The 17,793-nt window shown below is 65.3% G+C and carries 19 protein-coding genes and 1 tRNA gene; 18 read left to right on the top strand and 2 right to left on the bottom strand.

What is annotated here, in order from left to right:
- Positions 1-22 precede the first annotated feature (22 nt).
- On the bottom strand, positions 23-949 hold the full coding sequence (locus tag AMD14_RS14250) for a LysR family transcriptional regulator (RefSeq protein ID WP_011051783.1): 927 nt from the start codon (positions 947-949) through the stop codon (positions 23-25).
- A 105-nt stretch (positions 950-1,054) separates the two neighbouring features.
- On the opposite strand from AMD14_RS14250, the gene trpB reads away from it, so the two are divergent.
- From trpB to AMD14_RS14195, 10 genes are all read left to right on the top strand, one after another.
- Positions 1,055-2,272: a tryptophan synthase subunit beta gene (trpB, locus tag AMD14_RS14245; protein WP_005914297.1), complete on the top strand. Its 1,218-nt coding sequence runs from the start codon at positions 1,055-1,057 to the stop codon at positions 2,270-2,272.
- A gap of 44 nt (positions 2,273-2,316) precedes the next feature.
- Positions 2,317-2,697 carry a hypothetical protein gene (locus tag AMD14_RS14240; RefSeq protein ID WP_015463395.1) on the top strand — a complete coding sequence of 127 codons (381 nt, stop codon included), beginning with the start codon at positions 2,317-2,319 and terminating at the stop codon, positions 2,695-2,697.
- Positions 2,698-2,740: 43 nt separating this feature from the next.
- Positions 2,741-3,547, top strand: a complete 807-nt coding sequence (gene trpA, locus AMD14_RS14235; protein ID WP_003485519.1) for a tryptophan synthase subunit alpha — start codon at positions 2,741-2,743, stop codon at positions 3,545-3,547.
- A gap of 266 nt (positions 3,548-3,813) precedes the next feature.
- Positions 3,814-4,701 (top strand): acetyl-CoA carboxylase, carboxyltransferase subunit beta, encoded by an 888-nt coding sequence (accD, locus tag AMD14_RS14230; protein ID WP_011051781.1) that lies wholly within the window; start codon positions 3,814-3,816, stop codon positions 4,699-4,701.
- Complete coding sequence (gene glmM, locus AMD14_RS14225; protein ID WP_011051780.1) at positions 4,698-6,047, top strand: phosphoglucosamine mutase; 1,350 nt, start codon at positions 4,698-4,700, stop codon at positions 6,045-6,047. Before accD ends, glmM begins: the two co-directional genes overlap by 4 nt.
- 123 nt (positions 6,048-6,170) lie before the next feature.
- A complete protein-coding gene (locus AMD14_RS14215) occupies positions 6,171-7,109 on the top strand; it encodes an isopenicillin N synthase family dioxygenase (protein ID WP_011051779.1) in 939 nt (312 codons plus the stop codon).
- Positions 7,110-7,315: 206 nt separating this feature from the next.
- Positions 7,316-7,999 (top strand): methylamine utilization protein, encoded by a 684-nt coding sequence (locus AMD14_RS14210; RefSeq protein ID WP_003485525.1) that lies wholly within the window; start codon positions 7,316-7,318, stop codon positions 7,997-7,999.
- Entirely contained in the window at positions 7,996-10,362 is a 2,367-nt protein-coding gene (locus AMD14_RS14205) for a putative bifunctional diguanylate cyclase/phosphodiesterase (protein ID WP_011051778.1), read from the top strand. Before AMD14_RS14210 ends, AMD14_RS14205 begins: the two co-directional genes overlap by 4 nt.
- The gene (locus AMD14_RS14200; protein ID WP_015463393.1) at positions 10,359-11,231 is read left to right on the top strand and encodes a DUF3034 family protein; all 873 of its coding nucleotides are present in this window, start codon (positions 10,359-10,361) and stop codon (positions 11,229-11,231) included. The genes AMD14_RS14205 and AMD14_RS14200 overlap by 4 nt, the downstream gene beginning before the upstream one ends.
- Positions 11,231-11,659, top strand: coding sequence for a group I truncated hemoglobin (locus AMD14_RS14195; RefSeq protein WP_005914286.1), 429 nt, complete (start codon positions 11,231-11,233; stop codon positions 11,657-11,659). The genes AMD14_RS14200 and AMD14_RS14195 overlap by 1 nt, the downstream gene beginning before the upstream one ends.
- A gap of 203 nt (positions 11,660-11,862) precedes the next feature.
- Here the strand turns inward: AMD14_RS14195 and AMD14_RS14190 are convergent, their stop codons facing one another.
- Positions 11,863-12,663, bottom strand: a complete 801-nt coding sequence (locus AMD14_RS14190) for an SDR family NAD(P)-dependent oxidoreductase (RefSeq protein WP_003485532.1) — start codon at positions 12,661-12,663, stop codon at positions 11,863-11,865.
- A gap of 112 nt (positions 12,664-12,775) precedes the next feature.
- On the opposite strand from AMD14_RS14190, the gene tpiA reads away from it, so the two are divergent.
- The 8 genes from tpiA to nuoE all read left to right on the top strand — a co-directional run bounded on the left by tpiA (position 12,776) and on the right by nuoE (position 17,793).
- Positions 12,776-13,531: a triose-phosphate isomerase gene (gene tpiA / locus AMD14_RS14185; protein WP_003485534.1), complete on the top strand. Its 756-nt coding sequence runs from the start codon at positions 12,776-12,778 to the stop codon at positions 13,529-13,531.
- A gap of 33 nt (positions 13,532-13,564) precedes the next feature.
- Positions 13,565-14,038, top strand: a complete 474-nt coding sequence (secG, locus tag AMD14_RS14180; RefSeq protein ID WP_003485537.1) for a preprotein translocase subunit SecG — start codon at positions 13,565-13,567, stop codon at positions 14,036-14,038.
- 49 nt (positions 14,039-14,087) lie between these two features.
- Positions 14,088-14,172 (top strand) — tRNA-Leu (locus tag AMD14_RS14175).
- A 102-nt stretch (positions 14,173-14,274) separates the two neighbouring features.
- Entirely contained in the window at positions 14,275-14,631 is a 357-nt protein-coding gene (locus AMD14_RS14170) for an NADH-quinone oxidoreductase subunit A (RefSeq protein WP_003485539.1), read from the top strand.
- On the top strand, positions 14,622-15,176 hold the full coding sequence (locus AMD14_RS14165; RefSeq protein WP_005914280.1) for a NuoB/complex I 20 kDa subunit family protein: 555 nt from the start codon (positions 14,622-14,624) through the stop codon (positions 15,174-15,176). The genes AMD14_RS14170 and AMD14_RS14165 overlap by 10 nt, the downstream gene beginning before the upstream one ends.
- Positions 15,177-15,212: 36 nt before the next feature.
- Positions 15,213-15,965 (top strand): NADH-quinone oxidoreductase subunit C, encoded by a 753-nt coding sequence (locus AMD14_RS14160; RefSeq protein WP_005927494.1) that lies wholly within the window; start codon positions 15,213-15,215, stop codon positions 15,963-15,965.
- Entirely contained in the window at positions 15,962-17,269 is a 1,308-nt protein-coding gene (locus AMD14_RS14155; protein WP_003485545.1) for an NADH-quinone oxidoreductase subunit D, read from the top strand. Before AMD14_RS14160 ends, AMD14_RS14155 begins: the two co-directional genes overlap by 4 nt.
- Complete coding sequence (nuoE, locus tag AMD14_RS14150) at positions 17,266-17,793, top strand: NADH-quinone oxidoreductase subunit NuoE (protein WP_003485548.1); 528 nt, start codon at positions 17,266-17,268, stop codon at positions 17,791-17,793. Before AMD14_RS14155 ends, nuoE begins: the two co-directional genes overlap by 4 nt.

Genomic DNA, 17,793 nt, shown 5'->3' with positions numbered 1-17,793 from the left:
GGCGATCGCGCGCGATGGTGGCTCAGTTCTTCGCCACATTCATGGTCGAAGAGGTGTGCTGGTCTGTCGCCAGTGTTCTACCCAGCCAGCCGGCCAACCGTTCGATGCGTGGATCGGGGTTGCGCTTGGCGGCGCACAATACCCAGCGGCCATGCGTGGCGGCGAATCCCCACGGCGCCAGCAGGCGCCCGGCTGCCAGGTCCGCGGCGACCAACGGCTGCGGCGCAATCGCGATCCCCAGGCCAGCGGCAGCGGCTTCCAGCAGATACACCAGGTGCTCGAATTCGGTGCCGAAGCGCAGCGCCTCAGGTGCCAGCCCGTGCGCCTGTGCCCATTCCGGCCAGGCCTGCGGGCGCGAGCGGGTGTGCAGCAGCGCGTGATCGCCGAGCACGGCCGGGTCGCTCCCCTCGATCTGCAAGGTCGATGCAAGCTGCGGACTCAGCACCGGCCCAATCCACTCCACGCCCAGCGCGTGTACCTGCCATTCGCCCGGCCAGGGTGGGGTGTCCAGCAGCAGGGCGGCATCCAGACCGTCCAGGTCCGGTCCAGGCGGCTGTTCGCTGGCCGACAGATGCAGGCGCACGTCCGGCAGCTCTTGCTGCAGCAGTCCCAGGCGCGGAATCACCCAGCGCGCCAACAAGCTGCCCGAACATCCCAGCACCAGCGGCGCTCCGGCGGCCGGGCGTTGTAATGCCGCCCAGGCCTGACCAATCACGCCAAAGCCTTCGCCGGTGGCATCGCGAAGCCGAACCCCTGCAGCGGTCAGCATCAGGCCGCGGCCCTGGCGCGCAAACAGCGCGGTGCCCAATGCCTGTTCCAGCGAACGCACATGCCGACTGACGGCGCCATGGGTGACGTGCAGTTCCTGGGCAGCACGGCTGACGCTCTGCAAGCGCGCGGCAGCTTCGAACGCGCGCAGCGCCGCCAACGGGGGAAGCGAAGCATTCATATGTGATTCCAGGTCACAGGTTGCAGCAATCTTATCGATTTATCCCATGCCGCGGCTGCGCTAGAGTGATGCCTCTCGTATGACGCATTGCTGCAGAGGATTTTCATGTCGGCCCAGCCCATCAGTGACTTTTACGCCTATCCGGATGCTGCCGGCCACTTCGGCAAGTTCGGTGGCCGTTTCGTCGCCGAAACCTTGATCGGCCCGCTGCAGGAACTGTCCGCCGCCTACGATCAGGCACGGCAAGATCCGAGTTTCATCGCCGAATACGACAAGGACCTCAAGCATTACGTCGGCCGGCCCAGCCCGATCTACCACGCTGAACGGCTCAGCCGTGAAGTGGGTGGGGCGCAGATCCTGCTCAAGCGCGAAGACCTCAACCATACCGGCGCGCACAAGATCAACAACACCATCGGCCAGGCCCTGCTGGCCAGCCGCATGGGCAAGACCCGCATCATCGCCGAGACCGGCGCCGGCCAGCACGGCGTCGCCAGTGCCACCGTGGCGGCACGCCTGGGCCTGGAATGCGTGGTCTACATGGGCGCCACCGATATCGAGCGGCAGAAGATCAACGTCTACCGCATGAAGTTGCTCGGCGCCACGGTGATCCCGGTGACCTCCGGCTCTGCCACGCTCAAGGACGCGCTCAACGAAGCCATGCGCGACTGGGTGACCAACGTGCGCGACACCTTCTACATCATCGGCACCGTGGCTGGCCCGGACCCATACCCGCGCATGGTGCGCGACTTCAACGCCATTGTCGGCCGCGAGGCGCGCGAACAGATGTTGCAGGACTATGGCCGGCTGCCGGATGCGATCAGTGCCTGCGTGGGCGGCGGCAGCAACGCGATCGGTTTGTTCCATGCCTTCCTCAATGATCCGGGCGTCAAGATCTATGGCGCCGAAGCGGCCGGCGATGGCATCGCCACTGGCCGCCATGCCGCCTCCATCGCCGCCGGGCGCCCGGGCGTGCTGCACGGCAATCGCACCTATGTGATCTGCGACGACGACGGCCAGATCACCGAGACCCATTCGATTTCCGCTGGCCTGGATTACCCCGGTGTAGGCCCGGAGCATTCGTTTCTCTCGGACAGCGGTCGCGCGGTGTATCAGGGCATCACCGACGACGAGGCGATGGCCGCCTTCCATCTGCTGGCGCATACCGAAGGCATTCTTGCCGCGCTCGAGTCCAGCCATGCGGTGGCGCAGTCGATCAAGCTTGCGCGCGAGCTGCCCAGGGATGCCTTGGTGCTATGCAATCTGTCGGGGCGTGGCGATAAGGATGTGCACACCATCGCGGCGCGCGAGGGGATCGCTCTTTAGGAGTGGCGGCGGCGACTTCTCTATCCGGATGCAGGGACGCGGCGATGATCGAAGGAATGCTCCAGTTGGTGGCCGAGGTGCTGTTGCAGGCCTTGGCCGAGCTGCTGATCGAACTTGGCCTGCACTCTGTCGCCGAGTCGTTCGAGCGCAGGCCCTCGCCAGGACTGGCGGCAGTCGGCTACGCCATCGTGGGTGCGTTACTTGGCGGTGTCAGTCTCTGGCTGCTGCCGCAGCATCTCACTGCGACCTTTGGCGCGCGACTGGCAGCGCTAATGATCGCGCCGCTGGTCGCTGGTGGCTTGATGGCCGCGCTTGGTGCGTGGCGTGCGCGCCGCGGCGACCCGGTGTTCCGCATCGATCGATTTTCCTACGGCTACCTGTTTGCGCTGTGCTTTGCGCTGATGCGGTATTTCTTTGCCGCCTGAGGTCAGATGGCGGCCGGCTTTCCTCCCTTGTTCGAGTGATTTCATGCGTCGTATCGATTCCTGCTTCGCCGAGCTGCGTGCCAATGGGCGCAAGGCACTGATCCCTTTCATCACCGCCGGCGACCCATCGTTGGAAGCCACCGTGCCGGTGATGCACGCGCTCGTGCGCGCCGGTGCCGATGTGATCGAGCTGGGTGTGCCGTTCTCCGACCCGATGGCCGACGGCCCCACCATCCAGCGCAGCTCCGAGCGCGCGCTGGCTCGTGGCGCTGGCCTGGCGTATGTGCTGGAAGCGGTGCACGAGTTCCGCCGCGAAGATGCCACCACCCCGGTGGTGTTGATGGGCTACCTCAACCCGATCGAGATCCATGGCACGCGACGCTTCGCCGAGGCCGCGGTCGCCGCGGGCGTGGATGGCGTGCTGCTGGTCGACCTGCCGCCGGAGGAAGCCGGCGAGACGCGCACCATCTTCACCGAGGTCGGCTTGGCGCTGATCGCACTGGCCTCGCCCACCACCAGCGAGCAGCGCCTGGATATGTTGTGCAGCACCGCGCAGGGCTATCTGTACTACGTCAGCTTTGCCGGCGTCACCGGCGCCTCCAATCTGCTCGACACCCACGCCGCCAGCGATCGCCTGCGCCAGCTGCGTCGGCGTGCCGGCGCGCCCGTGGTGGCCGGCTTCGGCATCAAGGATGCGGCCAGCGCCGCTGCCATGGCCGTGGATGCCGACGGCGTGGTGGTGGGCAGTGCCCTGGTCGCTGCTTTGGCGGAAGTGAACGACGTGCGTAGCGCCCGTGAACGCGCCGAAGCGTTCCTGGCCCCCTTGCGCCAGGCGCTCGACCAGGGATGAGAACCGAGCGTCTCTCCCAGCGCTAGAGGGATTGAGGCGAAGGGGCGGGCGCAGGCGTAGCCAGTGCCTGCGCCGCATCGCGCCACGGCAGCCGCCGCGATCCATTCGCGGCCATCGCTTGCAGACACATACCGCCGCCCAAGCCCGGAAGTCTCTGCGCCAGACCCCGCATTCATGACGCCGGCTACCTTGGCATTCCCACGGCGCGTTAGACTGTCGCCCCTCTGCGGCCCGCCAGGCCGCCCTGCATGGATTGTCATACACGCATGAGCTGGCTCAGCAAATTGATGCCCTCCGGCATCCGCACCGAAAACACCCCGGCCAAGAAGCGCAGCGTCCCCGAGGGCCTGTGGGAAAAGTGCAGCAATTGCGGGAGTGCGCTGTACGGCCCGGAACTCGAGGAAAACCTCGAGGTGTGCCCGAAATGCGATCACCACATGGCGATCCGCGCCCGCGCGCGCCTGAATTCGCTGTTCGACCCGGATACCGCGACCACTGAAATCGCCGCTCAACTCGGGCCGGTCGACGCGCTCAAGTTCAAGGACCAGAAGCGCTATGGCGAGCGCATCAAGGCCAGCCAGAAGGCCAGCGGCGAATACGACGCGCTGATCGCCATGCGCGGCACCCTCAAGGGCAATCCGCTGGTCGCCGCTGCGTTCGATTTCGCCTTCATGGGCGGCTCGATGGGGTCGGTGGTCGGCGAGCGCTTTGCGCGTGCGGCCGAAGTGGCGCTGGAAGTCGGCTGCCCGTTCGTGTGTTTTTCCGCCAGTGGCGGCGCACGCATGCAGGAAGGCCTGTTCTCGCTGATGCAGATGGCCAAGACCTCGGCCGCGCTCGGCCGCCTGCGCGAAGCCGGCCTGCCGTATATCTCGGTGCTCACCCATCCCACCACCGGTGGCGTGTCGGCCTCGTTCGCGATGCTCGGCGATATCAACATCGCCGAGCCGCATGCGCTGATCGGCTTTGCCGGCCCGCGCGTGATCGAACAGACCGTGCGCGAAACGCTGCCCGAAGGGTTCCAGCGCTCGGAGTTCCTGCTCGACCACGGCACCATCGACCAGATCTGCGACCGCCGCCAGATGCGCGACCGCATCGCCGAGCTCACCGCGATGATGATGCGTCAGCCGCATCCGCAAGACGCCGACGCCGCATGAGCGCACGCAAGTATTTCGGCACCGACGGCATCCGCGGTCGGGTCGGGCAGGGCGTGATCTCGGCCGACTTCGTGCTGCGCCTGGGCAATGCGCTCGGCCGTGTACTGACCCAGGGCCGCAGCAAGCGGCCGCTGGTGCTGATCGGCAAGGACACCCGCATTTCCGGCTACATGTTCGAAGCGGCGCTGGAAGCTGGCCTGGTTGCCGCCGGGGCCGACGTGCAGCTGATCGGGCCGATGCCGACCCCGGCCATCGCCTTCTTGACCAGCACGCTGCGCGCAGACGCGGGGGTGGTGATCAGCGCCTCGCACAATCCGCATTACGACAACGGCATCAAGTTCTTCTCCGCCGAAGGCGAGAAGCTCGACGACGCCACCGAAGCGGCGATCGAAGCGGCGTTGGACGAGCCGTTCCACACGGTGGAATCGGAGCGGTTGGGCAAGGCCATCCGCACGCGTGACGCCATCGGCCGCTATATCGAATTCTGCAAGGCAAGCGTGGCGCGTGGTTTCACCCTGCACGGGCTGAAGATGGTGCTGGATTGCGCGCATGGCGCCACCTATCACATCGCACCCATGCTGTTCCGCGAGCTGGGTGCCGAGGTGGTGGTCATCGGCGCCGCGCCGGATGGGCTCAACATCAACGCCGGCGTGGGCTCGACCCATATCGATAATCTCGCCGCCAAGGTGCGCGAGTGCGGTGCGCACCTGGGTATCGCCTTCGACGGCGACGGCGACCGCGTGCTGATGGCCGACGACCAGGGCAACCCGGTCGATGGCGACGATCTGCTGTACGTGCTCGCGCGCTCGTGGCAGGCCAGCGGCCGGCTGACGGGTACCGTGGTCGGCACCTTGATGACCAATTACGGTCTGGAACAGGCATTGGCCGCGCTGCACATCCCGTTCCAGCGCGCCAAGGTCGGGGACCGCTACGTGCATCAGGCCCTGGTCGAAGGCGGCGGCACGTTGGGCGGCGAAACGTCCGGCCATCTGCTGTGCCTGGACCGTGCCAGCACCGGCGATGGCATCGTCAGTGCGCTGCAGGTGCTCGAAGCGCTGGGTCGCGATAGGCAGAGCCTGCGCGACGCGCTGACGAGCCTAAGCAAGGTGCCGCAGAAGACCGTCAACGTGCGCCTGGATGGTGGCGCCGCCAAGGCCATTGTGGAAGCGGCCAACGTGCAACAGGCGTTGCAACAGGCGCAGGCCGCCGTACGAGGCCGTGGCCGCGCGTTCCTGCGCCCGTCGGGCACCGAGCCGGTGGTGCGGGTGACCGTGGAAGCCGACGACGCCGGCCTGATGCAGGACACGCTCGACCGGCTCTCGGGTGCAGTGCGTGACGCGGCGTGAGTCGATCGTCATTGGCATCTGCGTGGTCATCGCCAAGGCCGCGACGTTTTACCTGTTGTATCGCCTGCTGATCTGACCCGCAGGTTTCTCTCGACCCTTTCGACCTTGACTGCAGACATCCGTATGAGCGCGCGCATCCCCACGCTGGACATCACCCGTTTCGACACCGATCGCGAGGCCTTCGTCGCCGAGCTCGGAGCGGCTTATCGGCAGTGGGGCTTTGCCGGCATCCGCAATCACGGCATCGCCCAGGCCGACATCGACGCCGCCTACGAAGTGTTCAAGGCGTTCTTCGCGCTGCCGGAAGCGACCAAGCGCCGTTATCACGTGGAAGGCAGCGGCGGCGCGCGCGGCTACACCGCGTTCGGCGTGGAAACCGCCAAGGATTCCAAGCACTTCGATCTCAAGGAGTTCTGGCACATCGGCCGCGAGATTCCGGACGATTCGCCGTACCGCGCAGTGATGCCGCCGAACCTGTGGCCCAGCGAAGTGGCTGGTTTCCGCGAGCGCGGCCACCAGCTGTACCAGCAACTGGATCAACTGGGTTCGCGCGTGCTGTCGGCGCTGGCGCTGCATATCGGCCTGCCGCAGGACTACTTCGTCGACAAGACCAACAACGGCAATTCGATCCTGCGGCCGATCCATTACCCGCCGATCACCAGCGACGACATCCCCAACGTGCGTGCCGGCGCGCATGGCGACATCAATTTCATCACCTTGCTGGTGGGTGCCAGTGCCGCCGGCCTGGAAGTGCGTTCCCACGAGGGCGAGTGGGTGCCGTTCACGGCCGACGCCGACACCATCGTGGTCAACATCGGCGACATGCTGCAGCGCCTGACCAACCATGTATATCCGTCCACCATCCACCGCGTGGTCAATCCACCGGGAGAGCAGGCGCGCCAACCGCGCTATTCGGTGCCGTTCTTCCTGCACCCCAATCCGGATTTCCTCATCGACGTGCTGCCTTCGTGCATCAGCGCGGACAATCCCAGCCGTTATCCGGAGCCGATCACGGCCCATGGCTTCCTGGAAGAGCGTCTGCGCGAGATCAAGCTGAAGTAATCCGGCGTGTCGGGACGCGTTGCGCGGCGCCAATAGCCGCGCCCGCAACACGACCGGTGACCGGCGCCGCACTTTTGTTCAGAAAATTCCGCACGCGCCTGGTTAAAGCTTGCGTTCACTCGGGCCGATAACAGAGGCTAATCGCTAGCGCGACGTCGGACTCGCCTGGCGCCCGCTGCCGATTGCACAGGGCTGGGGGCGTGCGCATGCGATGGATCAAATGGCTGGGTATCGTGTCGGTGCTGGCGGCCTGTGCCGCCGCAGGATCGGTGTCGGCGACAGCGGTCAATGTGACCGTCGCCGATGCAAGCGGCGTGCTGGTCGATGCGGTCGTGAGCCTGGAGCCGGCGCGGCCTGCTCCGCCGACCGCGACCAGGACCGCGGAAATGGATCAGGTCAATTCGCAGTTCGTGCCTGCCGTGCTGGCAGTGCGAACCGGTACCCTGGTGCGCTTTCCGAATAACGATCAGATTCGCCATCAGGTGTATTCGTTCTCTCCGGCCAAGCGCTTCGAGCTGCCGCTGTTTCAAGGTACCACCGCGACGCCGGTGCGTTTCGATCAGGCGGGCGTGGTCACCATCGGCTGCAATATCCACGATTGGATGCTGGGGTACATCGTGGTGCTGGAGACCCCGTATTTCGGCAAGACCGGCAGCGATGGTCGCGCCCAGCTTGAGGCGCCTGCGGGCAGTTACACGCTGCGGGTCTGGCACCCGCGCATCAAGGGCGCTGCCAGCAGCGAGCCGTTGGTGATCGCGCGCGAGCCAGTGCAGCGCCGCGTGACCCTGCAGACCACCGGCGCCGCGCCGGCCGCGGCGCCACCGGATGCGCGCGTGCGCGCGCTGCAGGACAAGTTCCGTAACGCCGACCCGAAGAAGCCGCGCCCATGAGGTCGATGCGTCTGCATACCCGCATCGCGGCCTTGCTCGTGCTGGTCGTGCTTGCCACGCAGGCGCTGACATTCCTTGCCGTGCAGGTGGCGACCGAGCGCAGCGTCAAGGCGCAGCTTGGCGAAGAGCTGGAGATCGGGCAGCGCGTCTGGCAACGCATCAACATGCGCCGCGACGAACAGCTGCTGCAGTCGGCGTCGGTGCTGGCCGACGATTTCGGGTTTCGTGCGGCCGTGGCCAGTGGCGACGTGCCCACCATGCAATCGGCCCTGCGCAATCACGCCGCGCGCATGTCGGCGCAAACCGCGCTGTTGCTGTCGCCCGATGGCGAATTCCTGACCGGCCTGGCCGACGTACCGCAGGCCGAACAATTGCGTGCGGTGCAGGCCTTGCTGCAACAAGCGCAGCGCGATGGACGCGCGGTCGGTGTGGTGGCGCTGAATCAGCACATCGTGCGGTTGGCAGTGGTGCAGGTGCTGGCGCCGAACCGGGTCGGCTGGATTGGGATCGGCAATGAATCCGGCGATGGCCTGGCGCAGGATTTCCGCACCACCACCGGGCTGGATGCGACCTTCTTCACCGATGGTCCACCGGTGCGCGTGCTGGCCTCCACCCTGGAGCCCTCGGCGCGCGCCCAATTCGCGCAGCAACTGCCCCTGGCAGCGAAGGTGCAGGCTGCATCGATCCCGCTGACGCTGGACCAGTCGCGCTATCTGGTCAGGCTGCAATCGATCCAGGGCGACAGCCAGGTGCGGGTGGCGTTGCAGGCATCGCTGGATCGTGCCATGGCGCCGTACCGCAGCCTCAAGCTGCGTATCCTGCTGCTGGCAGGCTTGGCCACGGTCGCGGCATTGGGCGTGGCGATTGTTCTTGCGCGCAGCGTGAGCAAGCCGGTTGCCCAACTGGTCCAGGCCGCACGGCGCATTCAGCGCGGCGATTACCGCACCGCCGTGCAGGTGCCGCCGGGCCGCGAGCTCGCCGAACTGGCCGACAGTTTCGGGCGCATGCAGCACCAGATCGCCAGCCGCGAACAGCACATCCTGCATCAGGCCCGCCACGACGCCTTGACCGGGTTGCCTAACCGCATCTGGTTGCTGGAGCGCCTGAAGGACGTGGTGGATCAGACCGTCGCATCCGGTGGCACCGCCGCGGTGCTGATCCTGGATCTGGAACGCTTCAAGGAACTCAACGACAGCCTGGGCCACGACTTCGCCGACCAGGTGCTGGTGGAAGCCGGGCGCCGGCTCGTCGATGTCGTGCAAGAGCCCAATCTGGTGGGCCGGCTGGGGAGCGATGAATTCATGGTGGTGGTGGCGCAAGCGGATGCGGCCAGCGTGCAGCAGGATGCGCAGCGCCTGCTGCTGCAGTTGCGCCGCCCGCTGGTGTTGCCGCAGGCGCGCATCCAGCTCGAAGCCAGCATCGGCATCGTCTTGATTCCCGAGCACGGCGCCGATCCGGACACCTTGTTGCGCCGGGCCGACATCGCACGGCGGCAAGTCGGTACGACAGCCACCTTCGGCGCCAGCGTCTACCGCATGGGCCAGGACGAACAGCATCTGCGGCGTTTGCGCCTCACCGGCGATCTGCGTCAGGCCATCGGCGCCAATGAACTCACCTTGCGCTTCCAGCCCAAGATCTGTCTGCGCACCGATCATGTCGAACAGGTCGAAGTGCTGGTGCGCTGGCATCATCCGGTGCTCGGGCCGATCGGTCCGGACGAATTCATCCCGCTTGCCGAACACTCCGGCGTGATCCATCCGCTCACCCGCTTCGTGCTGGACCAAGCGCTGCGCTGCCAGGCGCAATGGCGCAAGCAGGGGCTGCAGCTGGGCATGGCCATCAATCTGTCAGCACTGGATCTGTCCGATCCCGGTTTGCCCGACTTCGTGCGCGGCTGCCTGGAGCATCACGCCGTGCCAGCGCAGTCGGTCACACTGGAATTGACCGAAAGCGCCTTGATGCGCGATGTCGAATTCGCGCTGCACATGCTGCATCAGTTGCGCAGTGCCGGAGTGCGCCTGTCCATCGACGATTTCGGCACCGGCTATTCCTCGTTGGCACAACTCAAGCGCATGCCGGTGGACGAATTGAAGATCGACAAGAGTTTCGTCATGCAGTTGGCCGACGGCACCGACGATGCCTTCATCGTCCGCAGCACGATCGATCTGGGGCATAACCTGGGGCTGAGCGTCATTGCCGAAGGCGTCGAAAACACCGCCGCCCTCGCGCTGCTGCGCGGCTACGGCTGCGACATGGTGCAGGGCTATCTGTATTCGCCACCGCTGGAAGAAGCGCCGCTGGTGGCCTGGTGCATGCGCCAACTCGGCATGACCACGCCAGCACATGCAGGTGTGCAGCGATGAGCGGGCATCTGCGTGTCGCGCTGCTTGCTGCTGCGGTGGCCGGGGTGTTCGCGCCGCTGCATGCCCTGGCCGGCGACGGGCGCCTGCTCGCCACCGGCGGCGTATCGATGATCGAAGGCAGTAGTGGCGGCGGCATCGTGCCGTGGGCCACCTTGTCTGGGTACGGCACGCGCGACGAGCTTGGCACCGTCGCGTTCGCAACCCACGTCGACAGCGGCGATTACCGTCTCGACGTGCAGGGCGCCGCGCTCACGGTTGGCAACCGGCTGGAGCTGTCGCTTGCCCGCCAGCGTCTGGATCTGGGCACTCTGCAGGACCGGCTCGGCTTGCCGTGGAATGCGCTTGGCCAGGACGTGTTCGGCGCCAAGGTGCGCTTGGCCGGCGATCTTGTGTACGGAAATGCGCCGCAAGTCAGCTTGGGCGTGCAATACAAACGCCTGCGCAACGGCACCTTGCCATTGGCGATCGGTGCGCGCGACGACCACGGCACCGACATCTACCTCAGCGCGAGCCGCTTGTTGCTGCAGGGCGCCGCGGGATATCAGCTGCTGCTCAACGGCACCTTGCGCGCTACCCGCGCCAACCAGGCCGGTTTGCTCGGCTTTGGCGGCGATCGCCGCAACAGCTATCGTCTGGTGCCCGAGGTCAGTGCTGCAGTGGTGCTGTCGCCGTCCTGGGCGGTGGGTGTGGAATATCGCGACAAACCCAATAACCTCGGTTTCGCGCGCGAGCAAGCGTGGGCGGATGCATTCGTCGCCTGGTTCCCCAATAAGCATGTTTCGTTGACCGCCGCCTGGGCCGATCTTGGCGATATCGCCACGCTTGCCGATCAGCGCGGCCCTTATCTCTCGTTGCAGGTGGCGTTCTGATGAACCGATGGCTGCGCTGGTCGTTGCTCTGCATGCTGGGCCTGACGAGCGCCTGCGCCAGCACGCAGTCGCGGCAGACGCTGTACGACGAACTTGGCGGGCAGGCCGGCATCGAAGCACTGGTGGAAACCATGCTCTCGCGCATCGCCGACGACCCACGCATCGTCGATAAATTCGCGCGCGTCAATATCGTCATGCTCAACGAGCGCCTGGTGCAGAAGTTCTGCCATGTCGCCGACGGCCCATGCCCTGATACGGCCAAGTCGATGCAGCAGGCGCACGCGCACCTGGCCATCCGCGAAGGCGACTTCAATGCCCTGGTCGAGGATCTGAACTGGGCCATGGATCAGCGCAAGATTCCGCGCCGCACGCAAAACCGCCTGCTGGCGCGCCTGGCGGCCATGCACGGCGAGATCGTCAATCACTGAAGCCAGCGGGTGGCGTTAGCGCTGGCGGTAGGGCGCGTGAGCTGATGTCGATTTGGACGGGCATGCGCTGCATCCAAATCACCGACGCTCGATACATGCGCTTGCGTGGTCATCGCAAGCCCTGCGGTCGCCCAGGTTGAAGTCACGCACGAAGCGCTGCCGAGCACGGGCGATCGCTCCTGCATACGCAGTCTGCCGGCGCGTCAATCCAGCGGCCGCACCCGATGCGAGCCGCGCGCCATCAGGCGTAGGGCAAACGCATGCGGCAACAGCCGCAGTGCTGCGTTGACCAGCCGATAGCGCCAGCCCGGCACCGCCAGCACCTGGCCGCGCTCCAGTGCGGCGATTCCATATTCGGCCACTGCATCGGCCTGCAGCCAGGCCCAGGCGGGCAGGGTGGACATCGCCTCGCGGGTGCCGGTCACGTCGTGGAATTCGGACCAGGCAAAGCCCGGGCACAGCGCGCACACCTTGAGCGCGCAATCGGCGTTTTCCAGCGCGAGCGATTCGCTGAAGCGCAGCATGAAACTCTTGCTGGCCGCATAGAGGGTCTGCCCATCGGCGCTGGGCGTCAGTGCGGCGAACGAGGCCACGTTGAGAATGCGGCCCTGGCCGCTGGCACGGATCATTGGCAGCAGTCGCCAGGTCAGCTCGCACACCGCGCCTACCATCACCTGCAGGAAGCGCGCATGCGTGGCCCAGTCGTTGTGCAGATAGCGGCCCGGCACGCCGTAACCGGCGTTGTTGACCAATGTGCCTACCATCCAGCCGTTGCGCTGGATCTGCGTTGCCAGCGCTTCGGCCGCGGCAGGGTCGGCCAGATCGGCCGGCAGCACTTCCACCCGAACCGTGCTGCGCAATTCCTCGGCCAATGCCAGCAGCCGGTCCACCCGTCGTGCGGTCAGGATCAACGGCATGCCGCGCCTGGCGTATGCGCGCGCAATCTCGCGGCCGATGCCGCTGGAGGCGCCGGTGATCAGGGCGAAGACAGGCGAAACGGACATGGCAGGTTCCTGTAAGGGGAGCGGGAGGACATCTGGCGGACAGAAGTGTGCCGGTTGCCGACAGGCCTTGGGCTATTCTGTCGCCTGTCTTCAACTCAGGAACCTGCGCCTGATGCGTCGAAAGATCGTTGCCGGAAATTGGAAGCTGCATGGCAGCCGCGCCTTCGCCACCGAACTGGTGGCCAAGGTGGCCGCGCACATGCCCCTGGAGGGTGTCGAAGTCGTCATCCTGCCGCCACTGCCTTACCTCGGCGACCTGATCGAGGATTTCGAGGCCCATCACCTGTCGTTCGGAGCCCAGGACGTCAGCAGTAACGAGAAGGGCGCCTACACCGGCGAGGTATCGGCCTCGATGCTGGTCGATGTCGGTGCTGGCTACGGGCTGGTCGGCCACTCCGAGCGCCGCCAATACCATCAGGAGAGTAGCGAACTGGTAGCGCGCAAGTTCGCCGCCGCCCTCCATGCCGGGCTGATTCCGGTGCTGTGCGTGGGCGAATCGCTGGAACAGCGTGAAGCCGGTCAGACTGAGGCAATCCTACGTGCCCAGCTCGACCCGGTCCTGGCGCTGGTGGGCAGTGCCGGTTTTGCGGGCGCGGTGCTGGCCTACGAACCGATCTGGGCCATTGGCACCGGCCGCACCGCCACCCCGGAGCAGGCCCAGGCGGTGCACGCTTTCCTGCGTGGCGAAGTCGCGAAGGCGGATGCTAGAATCGCCGATTCGTTGCCCATCCTGTACGGGGGCAGTGTCAAGCCCGACAACGCCGGCGAGCTGTTCGCACAGCCTGACGTCGATGGCGGGCTGGTCGGAGGCGCATCACTGGTCGCCGAAGATTTCCTGGCCATCGCACGCGCGGCGGCCGCGTGCTAACCCATTAAGTTTTGTCCGGGGACGGATTTCGAAATGCTGATGTTGATCCTCAATGTGGTCTACGTGCTGGTCGCCCTGGCGATGATTGCGCTGATCCTGATGCAGCGTGGCGCAGGCGCTGCTGCTGGTTCCGGCTTCGGCGCCGGGGCGTCGGGCACCGTGTTTGGTTCGCAGGGTGCGTCGAACTTCCTGTCCAAGTCGACCAAGTGGCTGGCGGTGGTGTTCTTCAGCATCAGCCTGTTCATGGCGTGGTACGCCACGCACGGCGCACGTCCCACGGATCAGAACCTGGGTGTGATGTCGCAGTCGGCAACCCCGGCTCCTGCCGCCGCCGGCGAGCTCACCCAGCCGTTGCCGCAGGCTCCGGCCGCAGGTGCCGTGCCGACTGCTCCGTCGCAGCCGGCTCCGGCCGCCGCTCCGCCAGTCGCGCCTGCACAGCCCGCGCCGGCGCAGCCAGCGCCTGCAGCAAGCGAAGAAAACGCTTCAGAACCAGCACAAAAACGCTGAAGCCGGTTACAATACGCTGCGCACTGGGATGCCCAGCTGCGCAACGTATGCCCAGGTGGCGGAATTGGTAGACGCACTACCTTGAGGTGGTAGCGACTTAGGTCGTAGGGGTTCGAGTCCCCTCTTGGGCACCATTGTTTGGCTGCAGTTCCTGCGCATCGCTTGTCGCGCGCGGGGTCTGCCTATACCCCATGCCGGCACGCGGCGCGTGCGGGCAGAGGCAAGAGAGAATCGCTGTGCTGGCCGAATATTTGCCGAGTCTGCTGTTTCTGATCGTCGCCACCGGTATCGGCATCGTGCTGATGTTGGTCGGTCGATTCCTCGGTCCGCGTAGCCCGGACCCGCGCAAGCTCTCGCCTTACGAGTGCGGCTTCGAGGCCTTCGAAGACGCGCGCATGAAGTTCGATGTGCGCTACTACCTGATCGCGATCCAGTTCATCGTGTTCGATCTGGAAATCATCTTCATCGTGCCGTGGACGCAGGTGTTCATGGAGATCGGCGCACGTTCGCTGGTCACCATGGGGCTGTTCGTCGGTATGTTGTTCCTCGGCTTTATCTACGTGTGGAAGAAGGGAGCGCTGGAATGGGAGTGATTCAGACCCTGGATAGTCTGATGACCAACCCGATGCCGGAAGGCCGGGTGGAAGACATCCTGCGCCCGGAAGGCGAAAACCCGTTGCTCGAGAAGGGTTACGTGACCACCAGCGTCGATGCGCTGCTGAACTGGGCACGCACCGGCTCGATGTGGCCGATGACCTTCGGCCTGGCGTGCTGCGCCGTCGAGATGATGCATGCGGGCGCCTCGCGCCTGGATCTGGACCGCTACGGCGTGGTGTTCCGCCCGTCGCCGCGCCAGTCCGACGTGATGATCGTGGCCGGCACCCTGGTCAACAAGATGGCCCCGGCGCTGCGCAAGGTCTATGACCAGATGCCGGATCCGAAGTGGGTCATCTCGATGGGCAGCTGCGCCAACGGCGGCGGCTACTATCACTATTCGTATTCGGTGGTGCGCGGTTGCGACCGCATCGTGCCGGTGGACATTTACGTCCCGGGCTGCCCGCCGACCGCCGAGGCGCTGGTCTACGGCATCTTGCAGCTGCAGAAGAAGATCTGGCGTACCCAGACGATCGCGCGCTGACACCCGTCTTCTTCTACCGAGAGCAGCCAAGCCCCCATGGCAGAGCAAGCATCCTCCTTCACTGACCGACTTGCGGCACGTTTCGCCGGTGCGCAGATTGCCGTGGCATTGCCGCGCGGCGAAGTGACGCTGGAAGTCGCTGCCGCCGATTGGCACGCCACCTGTCTTGCACTGCGTGACGAGCTCGGTTTCGAGCAGCTCAGCGACCTGTGCGGCGTCGATTACCTCGGCTACGGCAGCGACGAGTGGGATACCGCCGACGTGTCGTCGCAGGGCTTCAGTCGCGGCGTCGAAGGCAAGGCGGTCGGCCGTTTCGCCTGGGGCGAATTCCCCAGCCAGGAAAGCTCCGCTGGCGCGCAGCCGCAGCAGCTGCCCAAGCAGCGCTTTGCGGTGGTCGCGCAGCTGATTTCCTACCAGCACAACCAGCGTCTGCGCGTGCGCTGCTACGCACCGGACGAGCAGGTGCCGGTGGTGGCGTCGGTGACTGATATCTGGCCGGGCGTGAACTGGTTCGAGCGCGAGGCGTTCGACCTGTTCGGCATCGTGTTCGACGGGCACCCGGACCTGCGCCGCATCCTGACCGACTACGGATTCGTCGGCCACCCGTTCCGCAAGGACTTCCCGCTGATCGGCAACGTCGAAGTGCGTTACGACGATGAGCGCAAGCGCGTGGTGTACGAGCCGGTGACCTCGGTCGAGCCGCGCGTCGGCGTGCCGCGCGTCATTCGCGACGATGCCCGTTATGAGACTGCCGCTGGTGAAGTGGGCAAGTCGGAGACTGCCAAGTGAGTGAGTTCCGCCAGGCAACCGATGCCTTCGCGAGCAATCCTGTCGAAAGCAAGCAGGAAATCCGCAATTACACGATGAACTTCGGCCCGCAGCATCCTGCGGCGCACGGCGTGTTGCGTTTGATCCTGGAAATGGACGGCGAGACCGTGGTGCGTGCCGATCCGCATATCGGTCTGCTGCACCGTGGCACCGAGAAGCTGGCCGAGTCCAAGCCGTTCAACCAGTCGGTTCCGTACATGGATCGTCTGGATTACGTCTCGATGATGTGCAACGAGCACGCCTACGTGCGCGCGATCGAATCCCTGATGGGGATCCAAGCGCCCGAGCGTGCGCAGTACATCCGCACCATGTTCGACGAGATCACCCGCATCAAGAACCACTTGATGTGGGTCGGTTCCAATGCGCTCGATCTGGGGGCGATGGCGGTGATGCTGTATGCATTCCGCGAGCGCGAAGAACTGATGGACGTCTACGAGGCGGTCAGTGGCGCGCGCATGCACGCTGCCTACTACCGTCCCGGCGGCGTCTATCGCGATCTGCCCGATCGCATGCCGCAGTACAAGGAGTCGCGTTGGCACAAGGGCGGGGCGCTGAAGAAGCGCAATGCCGGTCGCGAAGGCACCATGCTGGACTTCCTGGAGGAGTTCACCAATACCTTCCCGGCACGCGTGGACGAATACGAAACCCTGCTGACCGATAACCGCATCTGGAAGCAGCGTACCGTCGACGTCGGCATCATCAGCCCGGATCTGGCACGCGCCTGGGGCATGACCGGTCCGATGCTGCGTGGTTCGGGTATTGAGTGGGATCTGCGCAAGAAGCAGCCCTACGCCAAGTACGACGCGGTGGATTTCGATATCCCGGTCGGCACCAATGGCGACTGCTATGACCGCTACCTGGTGCGTGTGGCCGAGATGCGCGAATCCAACCGCATCATCAAGCAGTGCGTGAAGTGGCTGAAGGCCAACCCCGGCCCGGTCATGGTCACGAATTTCAAGGTCGCCCCGCCCAGCCGCGAAGGGATGAAGGACGACATGGAAGCGCTGATCCATCACTTCAAGCTGTTCAGTGAAGGCTACTGCGTACCGGCCGGCGAAACCTATAGTGCGGTCGAAGCGCCCAAGGGCGAGTTCGGTTGCTACCTGATGTCAGACGGCGCCAACAAGCCGTTCCGCGTGCACCTGCGCGCGCCGGGCTTTGCGCATCTGTCGTCGATGGACGCAGTGGTGCGAGGCTATTTGCTGGCCGACGTCGTGGCGATGATCGGTACTTACGATTTGGTTTTCGGTGAGGTTGACCGATGAAGGCGACGGGTAATTTCGAAGCGGCGCGCGACGTCGATCCGCAGGTGGTGCTGAGCGACAAGACGCGCGCGCACATCGATCACTGGCTGACCAAGTTCCCGCCGGACCGCAAGCGTTCGGCGGTGCTGCAGGGTCTGCATGCTGCGCAGGAACAGAACCAGGGCTGGCTGACCGACGAATTGATCGTGGGCGTGGCCAAGTACCTGGAGCTGCCACCGGTATGGGCTTATGAGGTCGCCAGCTTCTATTCGATGTTCGAGACCGAACGCGTCGGTCGCCATAACGTGGCGTTCTGCACCAACATCAGCTGCTGGCTCAATGGCGCCGAAGACCTGCTGGCCCATGCGGAAAAGAAGCTGGGTTGCAAGCTGGGCCAGTCGACGGCCGATGGCCGCGTCTACCTCAAGCGCGAAGAAGAGTGCCTGGCTGCCTGCTCCGCAGCGCCGATGATGGTCATCAACGGCCACTATCACGAGCACCTGACGAAAGAAAAGGTCGACGCGCTGCTGGACGGGCTGGAGTAA

Source organism: Xanthomonas citri pv. citri (assembly GCF_000961215.1).
Classification (GTDB): Bacteria; Pseudomonadota; Gammaproteobacteria; order Xanthomonadales; family Xanthomonadaceae; genus Xanthomonas; species Xanthomonas cissicola.
Note: the sequence above shows the minus strand (reverse complement) of the source record. Positions and strands in the feature narration are given on the sequence as shown.

What these genes read in the sequence shown, in the direction of transcription:
- AMD14_RS14250 (WP_011051783.1), bottom strand. Translation starts at nt 949, where the DNA reads ATGAATGCTTCGCTTCCCCCGTTGGCGGCGCTGCGCGCGTTCGAAGCT.
- trpB (WP_005914297.1), top strand. Translation starts at nt 1,055, where the DNA reads ATGTCGGCCCAGCCCATCAGTGACTTTTACGCCTATCCGGATGCTGCC.
- AMD14_RS14240 (WP_015463395.1), top strand. Translation starts at nt 2,317, where the DNA reads ATGATCGAAGGAATGCTCCAGTTGGTGGCCGAGGTGCTGTTGCAGGCC.
- trpA (WP_003485519.1), top strand. Translation starts at nt 2,741, where the DNA reads ATGCGTCGTATCGATTCCTGCTTCGCCGAGCTGCGTGCCAATGGGCGC.
- accD (WP_011051781.1), top strand. Translation starts at nt 3,814, where the DNA reads ATGAGCTGGCTCAGCAAATTGATGCCCTCCGGCATCCGCACCGAAAAC.
- glmM (WP_011051780.1), top strand. Translation starts at nt 4,698, where the DNA reads ATGAGCGCACGCAAGTATTTCGGCACCGACGGCATCCGCGGTCGGGTC.
- AMD14_RS14215 (WP_011051779.1), top strand. Translation starts at nt 6,171, where the DNA reads ATGAGCGCGCGCATCCCCACGCTGGACATCACCCGTTTCGACACCGAT.
- AMD14_RS14210 (WP_003485525.1), top strand. Translation starts at nt 7,316, where the DNA reads ATGCGATGGATCAAATGGCTGGGTATCGTGTCGGTGCTGGCGGCCTGT.
- AMD14_RS14205 (WP_011051778.1), top strand. Translation starts at nt 7,996, where the DNA reads ATGAGGTCGATGCGTCTGCATACCCGCATCGCGGCCTTGCTCGTGCTG.
- AMD14_RS14200 (WP_015463393.1), top strand. Translation starts at nt 10,359, where the DNA reads ATGAGCGGGCATCTGCGTGTCGCGCTGCTTGCTGCTGCGGTGGCCGGG.
- AMD14_RS14195 (WP_005914286.1), top strand. Translation starts at nt 11,231, where the DNA reads ATGAACCGATGGCTGCGCTGGTCGTTGCTCTGCATGCTGGGCCTGACG.
- AMD14_RS14190 (WP_003485532.1), bottom strand. Translation starts at nt 12,663, where the DNA reads ATGTCCGTTTCGCCTGTCTTCGCCCTGATCACCGGCGCCTCCAGCGGC.
- tpiA (WP_003485534.1), top strand. Translation starts at nt 12,776, where the DNA reads ATGCGTCGAAAGATCGTTGCCGGAAATTGGAAGCTGCATGGCAGCCGC.
- secG (WP_003485537.1), top strand. Translation starts at nt 13,565, where the DNA reads ATGCTGATGTTGATCCTCAATGTGGTCTACGTGCTGGTCGCCCTGGCG.
- AMD14_RS14165 (WP_005914280.1), top strand. Translation starts at nt 14,622, where the DNA reads ATGGGAGTGATTCAGACCCTGGATAGTCTGATGACCAACCCGATGCCG.
- AMD14_RS14160 (WP_005927494.1), top strand. Translation starts at nt 15,213, where the DNA reads ATGGCAGAGCAAGCATCCTCCTTCACTGACCGACTTGCGGCACGTTTC.
- nuoE (WP_003485548.1), top strand. Translation starts at nt 17,266, where the DNA reads ATGAAGGCGACGGGTAATTTCGAAGCGGCGCGCGACGTCGATCCGCAG.